Source organism: Curtobacterium sp. BNK-1, assembly GCF_048685235.1.
Classification (GTDB): Bacteria; Pseudomonadota; Gammaproteobacteria; order Enterobacterales; family Enterobacteriaceae; genus Pantoea; species Pantoea agglomerans.
Map to the genome: position 1 here is coordinate 113641 of NZ_JBLQTJ010000004.1, position 17066 is coordinate 130706.

At 52.1% G+C, this 17066-nt stretch carries 12 protein-coding genes; 5 read left to right on the plus strand and 7 right to left on the minus strand.

Going from position 1 to position 17066, the window contains the following annotated elements:
* Window positions 1-30 precede the first annotated feature (30 nt).
* The 4 genes from ACMGGP_RS20975 to ACMGGP_RS20990 form a co-directional block, all read right to left on the minus strand.
* Window positions 31-1530: an alpha/beta fold hydrolase gene (locus ACMGGP_RS20975; protein ID WP_346441464.1), complete on the minus strand. Its 1500-nt coding sequence runs from the start codon at window positions 1528-1530 to the stop codon at window positions 31-33.
* Between the two features lie 18 nt (window positions 1531-1548).
* Complete coding sequence (gene pagP, locus ACMGGP_RS20980; protein ID WP_010246837.1) at window positions 1549-2109, minus strand: lipid IV(A) palmitoyltransferase PagP; 561 nt, start codon at window positions 2107-2109, stop codon at window positions 1549-1551.
* A 342-nt stretch (window positions 2110-2451) separates the two neighbouring features.
* A complete protein-coding gene (locus tag ACMGGP_RS20985; protein ID WP_010670588.1) occupies window positions 2452-3903 on the minus strand; it encodes a sugar porter family MFS transporter in 1452 nt (483 codons plus the stop codon).
* A 199-nt stretch (window positions 3904-4102) separates the two neighbouring features.
* Window positions 4103-5005 (minus strand): LysR substrate-binding domain-containing protein, encoded by a 903-nt coding sequence (locus ACMGGP_RS20990; RefSeq protein ID WP_498798846.1) that lies wholly within the window; start codon window positions 5003-5005, stop codon window positions 4103-4105.
* Window positions 5006-5202: 197 nt separating this feature from the next.
* Here ACMGGP_RS20990 and ACMGGP_RS20995 point away from each other — a divergent pair, with 197 nt between their 5' ends.
* Genes ACMGGP_RS20995 through ACMGGP_RS21010 form a run of 4 tightly spaced genes read left to right on the plus strand, consistent with a single transcriptional unit; the run spans window position 5203 to window position 9172 of the window.
* Window positions 5203-5952, plus strand: coding sequence for an SDR family NAD(P)-dependent oxidoreductase (locus tag ACMGGP_RS20995; RefSeq protein WP_498798847.1), 750 nt, complete (start codon window positions 5203-5205; stop codon window positions 5950-5952).
* A gap of 54 nt (window positions 5953-6006) precedes the next feature.
* Window positions 6007-7305, plus strand: coding sequence for an MFS transporter (locus ACMGGP_RS21000; protein WP_498798848.1), 1299 nt, complete (start codon window positions 6007-6009; stop codon window positions 7303-7305).
* A 12-nt stretch (window positions 7306-7317) separates the two neighbouring features.
* Window positions 7318-8160, plus strand: coding sequence for a transketolase (locus tag ACMGGP_RS21005; protein ID WP_031292457.1), 843 nt, complete (start codon window positions 7318-7320; stop codon window positions 8158-8160).
* A 1-nt stretch (window position 8161) separates the two neighbouring features.
* Window positions 8162-9172: a transketolase family protein gene (locus ACMGGP_RS21010; RefSeq protein ID WP_010246826.1), complete on the plus strand. Its 1011-nt coding sequence runs from the start codon at window positions 8162-8164 to the stop codon at window positions 9170-9172.
* 1144 nt (window positions 9173-10316) lie between these two features.
* Here ACMGGP_RS21010 and ACMGGP_RS21015 read toward each other — a convergent pair.
* The 3 genes from ACMGGP_RS21015 to ACMGGP_RS21025 form a co-directional block, all read right to left on the minus strand.
* Window positions 10317-11288 (minus strand): ParB family protein, encoded by a 972-nt coding sequence (locus ACMGGP_RS21015; protein ID WP_010246824.1) that lies wholly within the window; start codon window positions 11286-11288, stop codon window positions 10317-10319.
* Between the two features lie 7 nt (window positions 11289-11295).
* Window positions 11296-12495, minus strand: a complete 1200-nt coding sequence (locus ACMGGP_RS21020; RefSeq protein ID WP_010246822.1) for an AAA family ATPase — start codon at window positions 12493-12495, stop codon at window positions 11296-11298.
* A gap of 1811 nt (window positions 12496-14306) precedes the next feature.
* A complete protein-coding gene (locus ACMGGP_RS21025) occupies window positions 14307-15236 on the minus strand; it encodes a RepB family plasmid replication initiator protein (RefSeq protein WP_010246820.1) in 930 nt (309 codons plus the stop codon).
* A 459-nt stretch (window positions 15237-15695) separates the two neighbouring features.
* On the opposite strand from ACMGGP_RS21025, the gene ACMGGP_RS21030 reads away from it, so the two are divergent.
* A complete protein-coding gene (locus ACMGGP_RS21030) occupies window positions 15696-17066 on the plus strand; it encodes an aldehyde dehydrogenase family protein (protein ID WP_498798849.1) in 1371 nt (456 codons plus the stop codon).

Sequence of the window (17066 nt, forward strand, 5' to 3'; positions counted from 1 at the left end):
CGCACGATGCGGGCCTGATGCTGTACTGATTCAGAAACTGCTGAGACAGGCCGCAAGTTGCGGCTTGTCGCTACAACTGATGTGGTGATCGATTCGGTTAATCATATAAGGATAAAACGGGTTAGAGGTGGCGCGCATAATCGAGTCCAGCCCGACAATCAGCACCGCACTCTCGCCGCGCAGTGACAACGTCCCAAAACTGATACCAAACTCATTCTTCTGCGCGGGCGCGCTGCCATATAACCCATCCTCGGCCGGGAATGGAATCGCAACGTGCGACAGTGAGTAGAGACCCGCCGGATAGGCAATTGCCAGCGGCTGAATCCGTTCCTGCATCTCTCCCGCGGGAACGCTTTTCGTCACCATCTCCAGTGAGGTGGCGGAGGCATTGGTGATCACTGTGGATGAGTAATTCCGACGCGCCGCAGGCAACAGCTGATTAACCGCGGTATATGAGGAGTGGCGGAATAACGGACTGACGCTGACCGCCTGATTGATATCGAACAGCACCAGTTCGCTGCCGTTCACTGGCAGATAATTATAGAGCGAGCGGATGACCGAAGGCGTACTGACGGTGGAATCCATGACCGACTGAAAGGTTAGCACGGGCGGGAAACCGGAGAGCTGCTGATTACGCGCATATTGGAGGATCTCTTTCTGCAGCGCCTGCGTCAGCAAATAGGTCTGCCGGGCAGCGTGAACCGGAAAAGAGTTGTATTTAAACGGATTAAACTCCGGCACGATATTCAGCCAGGCCGTTTTCGAGAAGGCAGGGAAAACAGAGGGCAACCCGGCAACACCTGCGAACCGGGCAAAACGAGTCACACCGATCATCGGCGATAACAGAATCAATTGCTGCGGACGACGCAGCGTGTGATCGCCCAGGCTGTCGAGCGCATATTTTACCGCCAGCGCCCCGCCGTTCGAGAAACCCACCAGATGCAGCGGCGTCTGCGTGCCCGCCAGCCGGGTCGCTTCCCGCACCGCCAGGCGTGTGGCGGCCATCCAGTCCTGCCAGTCAACATCGGTCAGACCCGCAGGCACCGTACCGTGACCCGGTAACCGTATCGCCACTGCCACATAACCCTGCTGACGGTAAGCCTCTGCCACATGCCGCAGACTGTAAGGACTGTCGGTCAGTCCATGTAACAGCACCACCGCACCGCGCGGCCTGCCCGTCGGTTGCAGAATATAGGAACGGTTCCAGTCCTGCGCAAAATGCCCCGGATAGATCATGCTGCCAGCATAGTATCGGTTGAGTGGCGTTTTATCTTCCGCATCCAGCCGGTTGCTGACCTGCTGCTTCATCTCGTCGAACAGATGATTTTCGGCCTTGAGGTAGTCGGCATAGGTCGCATTATCAAGCTGTTCTACTGTCAGTTCATGCGGGACCCAGGTGTGCCAGCGATGTAACTCCGGCCCGCGCTCCGCCTCATAGATTCGAATTATCAGTAGCAGCAGTAACAGTACTCCAGACGCAATCGCAAGGCGCCAGAGCCTGCGGGTGACGGTTTTCCACCTCCGGGTCATAAATCCTTTCCTGAAAAATTAAAATGCATAGCGAAACCACGCGAACAGCACGTTGCCATTATTGTACGTGCCCGGAATATAGGTGAACTGTACATTCAGCGCCTTATAACCGGCAGAGAACAGCGGCAGAATAATCGGTAGCGGAATATAGTTACCAAAATCTTCGCGTGCGGTGATGCCGGCGGTTAATCCCGCGCCAAGACGAAAGTCCTGATTCGAACCTGGATACCAGCCCTTTTCCCAGCCATAACCGACAATCGGCTGCCACTCATTGTGTGAGTCTTTGAAAGCCATTGCATAAAGCGCGCTCCAGTTGCCGCTGTCGCTGTAGCGGGAAATGCCCAGACCGCCTCCCCAGGGATTCTCGTTATAGTTATCGGTTTTTTCTTTGTCGTACATAAAGCGGGCGTGCCAGCTGATAAATGGCAGGTAGAGATCGGTATGCTGAGGCGCGTTCCAGGTCTGCGCAACATCGTCAGTGAATCCATTCCACCAGGAGGAGATTGGTGTGTTTTCAGCATGCAATGGCGCAGCAGTCAGCAATGCGGCAAAAACTGCCGTGGTGGTTGAAATTTTCATAGTGCCTACCGGTCAGCGTGCGGAGCAGATGAAAAATGAGTATAGCGCAGAGCCTGAGGCAATCTTTGTCAGCGGTCATGCTTCGCTTAACCGGTAGTTTCTGAAGACAATAACGACAGCTTATTCAGTCAGGGTCTGGCGATTTCAGCCTGAAATCGCCAGACCTGTTTGAAAATTAATCGAGGAAAAATGGCTGATTACAGTGAATGTTGTCTGCTGGGATTTAGTGAGGATAAGGACCGGGAAAATGCGGTGCAACGGTATGTAAGTAAGAAGATAACAAGATAAGGAGGTAAGGAGGTAAAACCGGATTCAGCCGGTGGGCTAAATCCGGTGGGAGACTCAGGAGGCTTCAGCCTCTTTCGGCTTTTCACCAAACTTCTCTTTCATGTGTGACTCAATCTCTTCCAGGCTTTTGCCCCGCGTCTCTGGCACCATCGCCATCACGAAGAACAGCGACCCGACGTTAATCGCGGCAAAGATGAAGAAGGTGGTGCTACCAGCATATTCCATTATCGGTGGAAAACCGAAGGCGACTATCGCGTTAAAGATCCACTGTAGTGAGACAGCGCCGCCGGTTAATACGCCACGCAGCTGCATCGGGAACAGCTCCGACATCATCAGCCAGTAGACCGGCGAGATGCACATCTGCATGCAGAACAGGAACAGCAGAATACAGGCCAGGGCGAGGTAGCTCTGCATCAGGCTGGGAGCGATAAAGGTCATCACGCTGCCCAGCATAATCTGCGAAGCGACCACCAGACACAGGCCGGTAATCAGCATCGTCCGGCGCGGGAAGCGACTAACCGCCCAGATACCGACAATCGCCGCCACCACTGAGACCACGCCGTTACCGATGGTCGCGGCAATCGAGGCGCTGGTGCCAAGTCCGGTCTGTTTAAGGATGATCGGGGTGTAATACATAAAACCATTTACCCCGGTGAACTGGGCGACAAAGCCCAGACCGACGCCGATAACCATCAGGCGAATCACCCACTTTTCACGGATCAGGGTTTTCGCATCCGGCCCACGTTCCGCCGCCCTCGCCTGCTTCTTCATCTGCGCCATCTCATGGCGCACTTCACGCGGCGTTTCACGCAGATACTTCAGGATCTTTTTAGCCTCTTTCAGACGCCCTTCCGCCACCAGCCAGTGAGGTGAGGCGGGAACGAAGAACGTGCCGATAAACAGCAAAAGACCCGGTACCATGGCAATTGCCAGCATGTAGCGCCACAGGTGCTCATCATGCAGCAGATAGCTCAGCAGCGTACTGGCAACATAAGCAATGAGCTGTCCGGTAACGATCATCAGCTCATTGCGGCTGACCAGCGGCGCACGCAGGCGCGGTCCGGCAATTTCGGCGATAAACACCGGCACGGTAGAGGAACCGCCACCGACCGCAATCCCCAGCAGGAAGCGCATTGCCACCATGACATTGACAGAAGGCGCCAGCGCTGTTCCCAGTGAACCCAGCACAAAAATAACCGCCAGGCTGCGTAGTGTAATACGCCGGCCAAACCGGTCAGAGAAGAAACCACTCAGGAAAGAGCCTATCGCGGCACCGAACACCAGCGAAGAGGCTACCAGCCCTTCAGTGAATGAATTCAGTCCAAGTCCACCCTGATCGGGTGGTGAGGTCATGTAGGGTAACGCACCCGAGATTATCCCGGTGTCATAACCAAAAGCCAGCGCGCCCATAGTGGCAACCAGTACCACTAAAAAAATGCGCTGGCGTACCGTATCCGCAGGCGCGTGATCACCCGCTTCACCAGAGTCTGGTGTATTCGTACTCATAATATCCCTGCCATTAATTAGTTAAACATCCGTTTGATTAAATTTCATACGGAATAGAAATGGAACATATTTACCGAGTGGGTAAAGAAGTGTAGACGGTATTTAAAAGTTAGCTTTAGCAATGCGATTTTTATAACAGGGATAGTTAACCGGATAAATAAGCCGGCGCAATAATGACGACGTGAAAGTTATTTTAACATTAGGTTAACACTTTCAGTTCCTGCTGGATCCAGCTCAGGAAATGCGCGACGCGGGGAAACTGGGCAAATCCACGCGGGAAGACCAGATGATGGGCGCTGACGGGCAGACTCTCCTGTTCGGACAAGACTCTGACCAGTTTTCCACTGCGCAGATAATCCTCCGCCAGCAATTCACTTTCAAATATAAGACCGTGGCCTAACATCGCCGCCTCAAGACTCATATAAGAGCGATCAAAGCGAAATAACCACTCTTTATCTGGCTGAGGTAATTGCTGAGAAGCAAACCACTGCGGCCACTGAATAAGCGGCGACTCCGATAATATCAGCGCATGATGAATTAAATCAGCGGCCTGATTAACAGGATGTTTTTTCAGATACTCAGGCGAGGCCAGCACCGACATTCTTTCGTGGCGGATCGTTTTAATCTCGAATGAGTTCCAGTCCGGGAATCCATGGCGTATCGCAATATCAATATTGTCGCGGCTGAAAGATAAATTCTCGTAAGAGCAGGAGAGCGTGAGCTGAAACTCGGGATAGCTGTCGCGAAATTTATGGATGCGCGGCAACAGCCACAGCAGACCGAAACTGGGCGCGCAGTGGATCCTGAGGTTGCTGCGGGCTTTCTCGTTACTGATGCGTGCAGTCGCCTGCGTCAGACTCAGCAGTATCGGACCAATCTCCCTGAGGTAATGCTCACCCGACAGCGTCAGCACTACGCCCTTTGCCGAACGATTAAACAGAATACAGCCCAGTTCACGCTCCAGTTTTGCCAGCTGATGACTGGCCGCCGAAGGCGTAATACTTAATTCCTCGGCCGCACGCGCGACATTACCAAAATGGGCCACCTGCTCAAAAACCCGCAGTGATTTAATCGAAGGTAAGTGATCAGACTGCTTTCCCATCCGCCTCTCCACACTGGAATTTTGTGATGTGTGCCCATTTTTAAATCGCAGAATTGTTAACTGCATCAAACCAACAAATTCATTCAGCATCAAATGAATTTTTTTGCATTGCCAATATTAGCCGCTTTATCAATTCTGATCGTGACCCTGCCGGTAGCGATACCGAACCACTAATAATTATTTTTCTGGAGTGGACAATGTTACTCGAAAATAAAGTTGCGATTATTACAGGTGCCGCCTCTCAGCGCGGCATTGGCCGGGCAACAGCCGCCTGTTTTGCTCAGCATGGCGCGCGCGTGGTAGTGCTCGATTTAGATCGGCAGGCCGCCCAGGCCAGTGCACTGTCTTGTGGTGACGGGCATCTCGGCCTGGCCACAGATGTGACCGATCCCCTCTCTGTTCGTCGTGCCATCGACCAGGTTCTTGAGCACTTCGGCCGTATTGATGTGCTGGTCAACAATGCAGGTATTACTCAGCCGGTTAAAACACTGGAAATCGGCATCGAGGATTACAACCGTATTCTTGATGTCAATCTGCGCGGCACGCTGCTGATGTCTCAGGCGGTGATCCCCACCATGCAGCAGCAGAAAGGCGGCAGCATCATCTGCCTGTCCTCGGTCTCAGCACAGCGCGGCGGCGGGATTTTCGGTGGCCCGCACTACAGTGCTGCTAAAGCGGGCGTTCTGGGCCTGACTAAAGCGATGGCGCGCGAATTTGGCCCTGACCAGATACGCATTAATGCCCTGACGCCCGGTCTGATCCAGACGGACATCACTGGTGGCCTGTTACAGGATGAACGCCGCCACGCCATTCTCGACGGAATTCCGCTCGGCCGACTTGGCACCGCCAGTGACGTCGCCAACGCTGCGCTGTTTCTCGCCAGCGATCTCTCCGGTTATCTCACCGGCATCACGCTGGATGTGAACGGCGGCATGCTGATCCATTAAATAGCGCCCTTCCCTGCCCGCACGCCTGGCGGGCTAACTTCGGGAGTGAACACCATGACCACGCTTAATCTGGGCGCAGCCTCTGCTGCGCGCGATATCACCTACCGCAAAATTGCCTGGCGCCTGATGCCCTGGCTGATGCTCTGTTATCTCTGCGCCTATCTTGACCGCGTCAATGTGGGCTTCGCTAAATTACAGATGATGGATGATTTGTCTCTCAGCGAAACCGTGTATGGACTGGGTGCCGGGATCTTTTTTATCGGCTACTTCTTCTTTGAGGTGCCGAGTAACCTGATCCTGCACCGTGTCGGCGCACGCCGCTGGATTGCCCGCATTATGATCACATGGGGAATCATCTCGGCCCTGTTCGCCTTTGTAGAAACCGCATGGCAGTTCTACCTGCTGCGCTTTCTGCTCGGCGTCGCCGAGGCCGGTCTTGCGCCAGGTTTACTGCTCTACCTGACCTACTGGTTTCCATCACACCGTCGCGCGCGTATGACCGTGCTCTGGTTTGTCGCCATTCCACTTTCAGGGATGATTGGCGGCCCGCTCTCAGGCTGGATTATGGCGACCTTTGCAGGCTTTCACGGATGGGCCGGCTGGCAGTGGATGTTTATGCTGGAAGCTATCCCCACCCTTGTTATGGGATTAGTGGTACTGCTGGTTCTGAAGGATCGTGTTGAACAGGCAGAGTGGCTGGACGAAGATGAGAAACGCCGGGTGCGCGCCGATCTGGATGAAGATAATCAGCAGAAAGCCTGTCATGGCACGGTAAAAGCCTTTGTCGCCGACCGTCGTCTGTGGCTGCTGGCGCTGATCTACTTCTGTGTGGTGATGGGTCAGTACGCCCTGACGTTCTGGTTACCGACGCTGGTGAGAAACTCAGGCGTCAGTGAACCGCTGCATATTGGGCTGCTGACCAGTCTGCCTTACCTCTGCGCCATTATCTTTATGCTGCTGGCCGGGCGCAGTGGCGACCGCTATCGTGAACGCCGCTGGCATCTGATTGTTCCGATGCTGATCGGACTCACCGGACTGACGCTGGCAACTCTGCTGAGCCATAGCGTCTCCCTGTCACTGCTCTCCCTTTGTATTGCCGCTGCGGGCATTCTTTCCGCCTCATCGCTGTTCTGGATGTTGCCGACCAATCTGTTAGGTGGCGTCTCTGCCGCCGCAGGCATCGCCGCCGTGAACTGCATTGCTAATCTGGCCGGTTTTTTCTCACCGTGGCTGATAGGCACCATCACCACCGCAACCGGTACGCCCGCTTCCGGAATGTACTTTATTGCTGCCGTCCTGCTGGGTGGCGCGCTATGCGTGCTGCGCATCCGGGCAGCGGACGTTAATCGTTAATCAGGAGGTAATATGACTGACTCTCGTCACGCTTCACACGTGCTCTCATTGCAGCAACGAGCCACCAATATTCGCCGCCATGCCTTATTAATGGGGCAGATTCAGGGGCAGGGATATATCGGTCAGGCGCTGGGTGCCGCCGATTTGCTTGCTGTCAGCTATTTCCACGCCATGAATTACCGGCCGGATCAACCTGAGTGGGAAGACCGCGATCGCTTCTATCTGTCGATTGGCCATTACGCTATCGCCCTTTACGCCGCCTTGCTGGAAGCAGGCGTGATACCTGAAGAAGAAAGGGAAACTTATGGGACTGATGAGAGCCGCTTGCCGATGTCCGGCATGGCTGCCTATACCCCAGGCATGGAAATTACCGGCGGTTCACTGGGTCATGGCTTAGGTATTGCTGTGGGTGCCTGTCTGGGGCTGAAACAGAAAGGCTCGCAGGCACGAGTCTATAACCTGCTTTCAGATGGTGAACTCAATGAAGGCTCTACATGGGAAGCGGCAATGTCCGCCTCACACTGGCAACTTGATAACCTGATCGCCCTTATCGACGTCAACAATCAGCAGGCTGACGGCCATAGCAGTGAGATTCTCGCTTTTGAACCCATAGTGGATCGCTGGCAGGCTTTTGGCTGGTACACCCAGCGGGTTGATGGCAACGATATCTCTGCTTTGCAGGCCGCCTTTGATGCAGCTCGCAGCTGGCCCGAACCCCAGCCGCGCGTCATCATTTGCGATACCCGAATGGGCAAAGGGGTGCCGTTTCTGGAAAGTCGTGAGAAAACCCACTTTATTCGGGTCGATGCCGATGAGTGGGACAAAGCCCTGACTGCACTTGAGCAAGGAGTCTGAGATGAGTTCACAACCGCAAAAAAAACGTCTGACCACATCCGCCATGATCGCCTCGATCGCCGCTGAAGGCCAGCCCACGGTTTCAGCTCCTTTTGGGCATGCTCTGGTCTCTCTGGCAGAGCAGCGCTCAGATGTGGTGGGGCTGACGGCTGATTTAAGTAAATACACCGATCTGCACCTGTTCGCAGAGGCTTTTCCGAAACGCTTTTATCAGATGGGCATGGCGGAACAGTTACTGATGAGCGCCGCAGCAGGTATGGCGCGTGAAGGCTTTATGCCTTTTGTCACCACTTATGCCGTCTTTGCTTCCCGCCGCGCTTATGACTTTATCTGCATGGCCATCGCCGAAGAGAATCTGAACGTTAAAATCGCCTGTGCGCTGCCGGGCCTGACCACCGGTTATGGACCGAGTCATCAGGCGACTGATGACCTGGCAATCTTCCGAGGCATGCCGAACCTGACTATCATCGATCCCTGCGATGCACTGGAGATTAGCCAGGTGATACCGGCTATTGCTGAACATCAGGGCCCGGTCTATTTACGCCTGCTGCGCGGTAAGGTTCCGCTGGTGCTGGATAAATATGACTATCGCTATCAGCACGGTAAGGCTCAGCGCCTGCGCGGCGGTAAGCATGCCATTATTATCAGCAGCGGATTGATGACCATGCGGGCGCTTGAGGCCGCTGAAGCGCTGGAGAAGCAGGGGATTGAGGTCGGTGTGGTTCACTCACCCATGATTAAGCCTCTGGATGAAGAGACCATCCTGCGTGAGGCGGGAGTAGCACTGCATCATAACCAGCTGGTTATCACCGCTGAAAATCATTCGATAACCGGTGGCTTAGGCGAAGCTATTGCCGGTCTGTTAATGCGAAACCATGTGACGCCGCGCTTTAAACAGATTGCGCTGCCGGATGCTTTCCTTGCAGCAGGCGCACTACCGACGCTGCATGACCGTTATGGCATCTCAACGGATGCCATGGTTAAGCAAATCACCGCCTGGCTTGAAGCCTGATTCATATCAAAACCGGGCCTGGCCCGGTTTTCTTCTGCATAGGTTCGGTTCTGCCGTGGAAGATCATCATTGCATTACGTCACTTCACATCGGTCTGATTACTGATTGCAGTGGTCAGCACTCTCTGCGCATCAGCAACTACGCTGTATGCCGATAACAGCCACTGATAACCCGGTTCAATGCCATACAGACGTTATTTCTCGCCATTCACTGTAAACAGCAGTGCAGTGAGCCATCGCCTTTTATCAGGTAGGCCGATAGGGGCTCTTCGTCCGTAAGCTGCCGATTTCATCTGCTTTACCCAATACAGTGAATCTGATGCCATGCAACTACCTTTCCGTCATGAGCAGACTGTGACAATCTTTTCGCGCTGATCAGGTTTTAATGGAGTTCCCTGCCAAAGCTGCATCTTGTATCGCACCTCTTCAAAAAAAATTTTATCGCGCAGAAAAAGTTATCCACTTTTTCTGTGGATAAGTGAGGGATAGTTTCTGAGTATCTTTTTTCACTCTCTGTTCAGGACTTTACTGCTCTCAAGATACGCCTCTTTTCTGATCTTATCCGTTCGCCCTCAGGCCTGAAACGAGGGAGCGTTTAACTGCAGGCATGGCGATTTCAGGCTGAAATTTTTTAATCTTTTATACTAAAAACAAACAGTTAATTACGAAATATCGCTGGCGGGCTAATGTTTGGAGAAAGGCTAAGCAGAGGGTTTAGCGGAGTGTGTGAAGCCGGTACGCTGTGACTGAGGTTTAGTAAAGTTGATTGGTCACTAATGAACCAGCCCCGGAAAATCATTACTTGCAATATTCTGACCGTCGGATGCGCGCTGGCGGCGATGAGATTCATCAACGATAGCATCAGACGAAAAACGTTATCTCTGTTTATAGTGACCTGTGCGGTTTGGAAGCGGCTTCGGTATCTGGCGAAAGAGTTCAGCGAAGTGGCGATTTCATGCAGTTTTTCAGCAAGACACAATAGATTAATTTATTATATTTCAATAGCTTAACCATGAATTCACACTTGAAAATCTGGCGATTTCAGCCTGAAATTTGGGTGTCCGCCATCTCTTTTAACGACGACTCGCTACAAAAATCGAAAAAAAAGCCAGCGTTTATCGCTGGCTGATTTGAGTGCATATACGTTAACGGTTGAGATATTTTTTCAGGGTCTCCGCAATAACTTTATCCAGCTCTTCCTGCAACTCTTTCGACTGCCGGTTAAATTCATAACTGAACATCCGTCCGCGTACCTTTTTTCGGGCGAACCGATCTTTATCAGCAAAAGACCAGAGCGCAGTCGCCTGGGTTTTATCTTTCTCCGGTTCTTTGATCAGAGTCTGGCTGCCCTGTCGAATCAGACGCAGAATATGATTTTTAAGCTCGTCCTCGGCCAGACCTTCACGGGCACAGACCACATCAATTTCCCTGGAAATGGATTTGATCAGAGCTTCAACGCTTTGCCCGGACTCACTCAACTTGTCAGCAGCCTGTAACAACGCTTTATAGTCGGGATAGGTCAGCTCAGCGTGATTAGGAAAAAGTGAAATCAAATCTGATGGAACGCTGGCGGCCTGCAGGGCACGCGTCACTTTCGCCTGGGACAAACCCTGATTTTCAGCAATCTCCTTCTGCGACAAACCGCCATCTTTAAGTGTTAACAGACGCATACCCACTTCGCGCAGATTGTGTTCCCGTGCCGTCTGAATATCCTGCGCCAGTCGGCGGGCTTCATCAGCGGTGATGGCCGCGTCAGTGATCAGCACGTCCAGGCCGGTTTTGCAGTAGAGTGCGGCTGCACGACGACGTGAGCCATCCAGGATTTCGATGCGGTCATCGCGCATCACGCCAATAGCGGGAAAGAACTGCTGCAGCTTAATGGTCCGGATAATGTCGCGCAGCGAATCAGGTGTCAGGCCTGCCTGATCGCGACCGTTGGTTTCCATTGTGACGAACGTTTTGCTTTCAACGTCGCTGGCGGCAATGCGTTCAAAGCGAAACAGGGCGCGCTTGCCCGTTGCCAGAACGAATGTCTGGTTGTGCTGGCTGTCTGGCGTGTCATTTTCCAGTGGAGTCTGGCTGAAGGTTCTGCCAATCGTAATTCTTTTTGCGCTCATACAAACCTCAGTTCAGGCGAATAAATTCGATACGGTCGAAGACGGCTTTAGCAAAGTCTTCTGCGGCGGATCGTGCATTCTTCAACGCTTCGCTGCTGCCGACGTAGGTCGAAGGATTGGCGGAGATAACCGTATCAAAGGATTCGCCACAACGTTCGAAACCATCAAGGCGGGGAAGGGCAGCATCAAGCATGTCGCCACCAAAAATCTCTTTTGCCAGGCTATGACAGAGTTTGTGGTCTGCTTTATTGGAGAGCTTCGACATGAAGCCAATATTACCCTGCAGCCGACAGGTCGCGCCGGAGTCTTCGATAATCGCAATCAGTTCCGGAAGACGTGTCAGGTATTTTAGTGTCGAGTGAAAGTCTACCTGAGCCGGTGGCACTGGAGTCATCAGAAGATCAGACGCTGCAATCGCATTCTTCAGGAAAGCATCAAGATGCGGGCCGCTATCGATAAAGATGAAGTCATAATCTTTTTTCAGTTTGGCAATAACGTTGTCATACAACACGGCGTGAACGTTCTGTTGCGGAAGATGCTCAGCACAAAGCTGATCCCAGCTTGAGGCGATAAAGGCGTCATCAATCGATGCTGGCAGCACATCCACACCCGGAATGATCGACGGAACTATAAACTCGTTGACCAGCTCATCTCGTGAGACATTCTGCAGCATTGCCTGCGCCGCAGTCGCTTCCACCAGCCCGACGGAGCGCTCGTGGTTCAGAAACATGGTTGCTGAGGACTGCGGATCAAGGTCGATAACCAGGATGCGCAAATCTTCAAAAAGCAGATGGGGATGTGCGCGCAACGCATGTGCCAGCGAGACGGTTGAAACCGTTTTGGAGACACCGCCCTTCAGATTACCGACAAACAGGGTGTAAGCGTCACTATGGCGATCGCGATACTTCGGCACGCCACGATGATGATAGATATCGATAATATTCTGAATCGACATAGCATATTTAACGGAAGAACCGGCCGCACGTTTATCAAATTGATAACCGCTCTCTTCCATCTCATTGACTGCGTAATCCACACTGGCTCGGGTCAGTTTGGGCAACTTTGCCAGCGCCGCTTTGGCATAGACCTGATAGTAGGTATTTTCATGCAGTTCCTGCTTTTGCGCCTGAATTTGCTCGGTGAGGCTTAGCAGCATGCGTTCTGAACGCTGCGCAACCTTCATCACCTGCTTGTCATCATTAGCCATAGTTGCTCCAAACATGTAGGATTTATGACTTTATACAGAAATCCTGCACGTGAGGCAATAAATTATCTTCTCAACATAATCTCCGTTTTTATGTAATCACACGGGTTTTGGTGAGCTTCATCACATTATTTCGTCTGGCCGAATATATTTTGCAGGTTAATTGCGGTCAGCATTCACTGTAATCAGCAAAACATTTACTGTAGTGAGCAAACAGGTTTAAAAAATCATCAGACAAACTGGGAACAGTGAGCGGGAAAGGGGAGAACACAGAAGACGAACCTTGAGATCAAACGTTCACTGTAGTCAGTAAAGCTTGTGTCTCTTTCGGTGACGCTATGGAGCAGGCGAAAGAGCGATGGATACATTGATAAATGGATTTCAGGCAGTGACTGCAGGTTGCAGTGCTGATCTTTGCCACTGCATCACTTCAACATTCACTATAGTCAGTAGCGTTTTACGTGTTCAGCTCTGTGAAGAGCAACGTTCACTGTAATCAGTAAACTTGCCGATCAGGAGCCAGAAGAGGGAGCAGGGCAGAGTAAACGTTCACTGTAGTCAGTAAGGATGGGTTGAAAAATCCTTAGCGGATGATAAAAGCATCGGAATCTGGAGAGGGAATATACACCGGCAACGTCACAACCGACTCTGGTCTGCGATACAGAAGCGTAAAGCCCATAAACGTTCACTGTAATCAGTAAATCCAGAAAGCAGTAAACATTCACTATAGTCAGTAACATCACAAACAGAAGAGGCATTAGAAGGAGAACAACCGCGCAAACATTCACTGTAGTCAGTAGTCAGCAGTAAGTAGACAGAAGCGATTCTGTTCTGAATCAGCGCGTGCCGACAGGGTCGTAATATGAGTCAGTAGTTAGCAGTAAGTAGACAGAGGCGATTCTGTTCTGCATCAGAGTGTGCCGACGTTGTTCCGAGTCATGAAGTGACCAGACCTTGCGAGCAACGGCTTCTTCTGTCGCCCTTCAGCCAGTCATGCACCAGCCCCGTATCGTATACATCAGCAATGCCGTCAGCAGGTTCACTTTAACGTTCACTGTAATCAGTAGAATGCACGATGCCTTCAGGTACACCGCAGCAAACATTCACTGTAATCAGCAGAACGTTCACTGTAATCAGTACAAGATTAGCATCTCGCCATGGCAGTTATGACTCGCTTAAGACCGGACATCTGGCAACAACGTTCACTGTAATCAGTAGCGATTCGGAAAGCCGTTAAAGAGATTCAATGGTGAGGCGAGGGTAGCGCCCATCAGCAAACATTCACTGTAATCAGTAACAGTGTCACGCTGTTCTCTATGGTTACGTGTGTCATTCAGGTCATACGTATCATGTGAATCACGCTGAGCAGACCCCTCATGGTAAACCGCATCCAGCCCTGATTTGCTGGCCAGCCAGTAATGCTCTTTGAGAACAGGGCAGAGCAAAGGCATTCACTGTAGTCAGTAAAAAGGATTCACTGTAATCAGCAGAGAGAGGCTTAGCCAACCGAAGTAAGGGCATTCACTGTAATCAGTAAACACAGTATAATTGAGTGCTAACCAATATGAGAGTAAGCACTAACTTACTTATAAGCCCTTGTTATCAGGCGCATTGAAGGGGGGTAGGGTCTGAACACACTTTTGCACGGCGGCCCGGATACTGATTACAGTGAACGTTACTGATCACAGTGAATCTCTGGAGAGTACTGATTACAGTGAATGAAGAGTGGATGAAGAGTGGATGGCGCAATGTCACCGGTGACGCAGAAAGTGACACTGCCACGCAGGAATACTGATTACAGTGAACGTGAGGGGTTAATCATCAAACTCGATCTCATCCAGCGAATCGATGCTCTCCAGATTACTGATGCCATCAAGCTTAGGCGTACGGCTGTGGATAATAAAAAAGACTGAGCGGCCACGCTTCACTTCTGAGTAATCCAGATAACCGATCTCTTTCAGCTGCTCCATCGCGCGCCGCACGACATGGTTCTGCGTGGTGGTCTTAGAGCCGAGGTTCAGGCGCATACGCAGGCGTGCAAGCGAGATAGGCGCCGGATTGGTTGGCAGGCTTTCCAGGAAGGTGTAAAGCGCCTGCGCAGACTCTTTACGCTTCAAACGGGATATTGCACGGAGCTGAAGCAGGACCTTGTGGTCGAAGTTATAGAGTTCGAACAGCTTGGGGTCGGCCTGGATGCGCACAATATCTTTTTCGCGATCGTAATAAGCAGACTGAACAAGGTGGGTGTGATAGGCCTTGCCGTTACCTTCAAAAGAGAGCGTATTGGTCGCGATACGGCGCAGAGAGGCATCAAGACGCTTGCGCAGGGCGGCTGAAGAGTTGGCAGAGGGAATGCCACACATCTTAACAAAGTCGATAAACGGCAGCGTGACAGTATCGCCTTTGGTCGGATAGCGGGAAAACGATTGAATAATACCCGCCCAGGTTTTGAAATCGTTATCCATATCCAGCCGCGCGCCGGTAATGGTAATCTTTTCGTAGCCTTCCGCTTTCACCAGCGTCAGATTCTTCAGCTCTTTCGTCGCATCCGTTGATGCCATCGCACCGGATTTACCGCGTGCAGTAGATTTCAGCGTCGGCACGAACAGCCCAAGACGCATTAAAGCGACAGGCTGAACGGTATTATTCTTGTTGGGATGAAGCTGAATAACTTCACCGCTGTTTTTTGTCACTGACAGAAAAGGTTCAAGTAACGCTTTGTTTTCGTTGTCTTTATCTGCCATGGCGTAAGATCTTCATTCTGTGGATGAAAGGGATCGTTTTCTGACTACAGTGAACATTAGCACTGTTTACAGTGAACATTCTACCTGGTACAGTGAATAAAGTACTGATTACAGTGAACACTTTACTGATTATAGTGAACGCGATCACCCTTTCAGCCCTTGTGGGGTGCGGCCTGCGACGATCGGGGATCTCTTAGGATCTCTATATGATCTATTAAGGATCGTTTATTAGGATCTGGTCACTGTATAAGTGGAAAACTTAAGGCGTAACATCATTTTCAGACGTGCTGACCACCAGCAAAAACTGGCCCGCAATCTGCCCACTGCATGACCGACTAATCGGCAATAGCTGCATTCATTCTCAATCGATAAACAACTTCCTCACTATTATTCATTTTTCATCATCAACTACAGCGCGTATCGTCTCTCCATCACTGACAGAATGAGGAAAACGGCACCATGACTGAACATGCCTTATCACGTAACCCTACAACTGGTGAAATTCTGGCACGCTATCCTTTGCAGAACAGTGCAGAGCTGGAACAGACACTAACTGAAAGCGCATCTGCTTTTGCAGCATGGAAACAGAGCAGCATGACGGACCGCGTTCGCGTATTACGTCAGCTTGGCGAACAGATCCGTCTGCGTGAGCAGGATCTTTCCCGCATGATCACCCTTGAGATGGGTAAACCCATTGCACAGGCACGCGCTGAAGTTCTGAAATGCGCTAACTTATGCGACTGGTATGCGGAACATGGCCCTGCAATGCTGGCCGATCAGCCTACTCAGATTGCCGATGCGTGGCAGCGATTCCGTCCCATCGGGGTGATACTGGCTGTGATGCCATGGAATTTCCCCCTGTGGCAGGTTCTGCGGGGCGCAGTGAGTATGTTGCTGGCAGGCAACACCTATCTGCTTAAACACGCGCCTAACGTCATGGGAAGCGCCACACTGATGGCTGAGCTGTTCAGGGCAACCGATCTGCCTACTGGCGGCTTTAACCTGATCAACGTTGACAACGATGGTGTCTCCGTAGCCATCAAAGATGACCGCATTGCCGCCGTTGCCGTTACCGGAAGTGTCCGGGCTGGCGCCGCGATCGCTGCACAGGCGGGCGCAGCACTTAAGAAAACCGTGCTGGAGCTGGGTGGATCCGATCCCTTTATCGTGCTGGCGGATGCCGATCTTGATGAAGCGGTTAAATCAGCCGTTATTGGACGTTTCCAGAATACCGGGCAGGTGTGTATGGCTGCCAAACGCTTTATTGTGGAAGCTCCGATCGCTGAAGAATTTGAAAAACGCTTCACTGCCGCGGTCCAGGCACTCACCATGGGCGATCCGCTGGATGAAAATACCTTCCTGGGCCCGATGGCACGCGCCGATCTGCGTGACGAACTGGATGGACAGGTAAAGGCCACGCTGCGTGAAGGTGCACGTCTGGTACTGGGCGGCGAGAAAGTGGCAGGGCAGGGTAACTACTACGCGCCGACCATTCTCGCTGATGTCACCAGCGACATGACCGCGTTCAGGCAGGAGCTGTTTGGCCCGGTAGCCGCTATTGCGGTCGCCAGGGATCCACAACATGCGCTGGAGATCGCCAACGACAGCGAATTTGGCCTCAGCGCCACCGTCTGGAGCGGTAATGAAGAGATTGCCGATCGGCTGGCGCTGCAGCTGGAAGTCGGTGCTGTGTTTATTAATGGCAACGGCGCGTCCGATCCGCGCGTTACCATTGGTGGTGTGAAGAAAAGCGGCTACGGCCGTGAACTGTCGCACTTTGGTGTGCACGAATTCTGTAACGTGCAGACCGTGTGGAAGAATCGTCGCTAG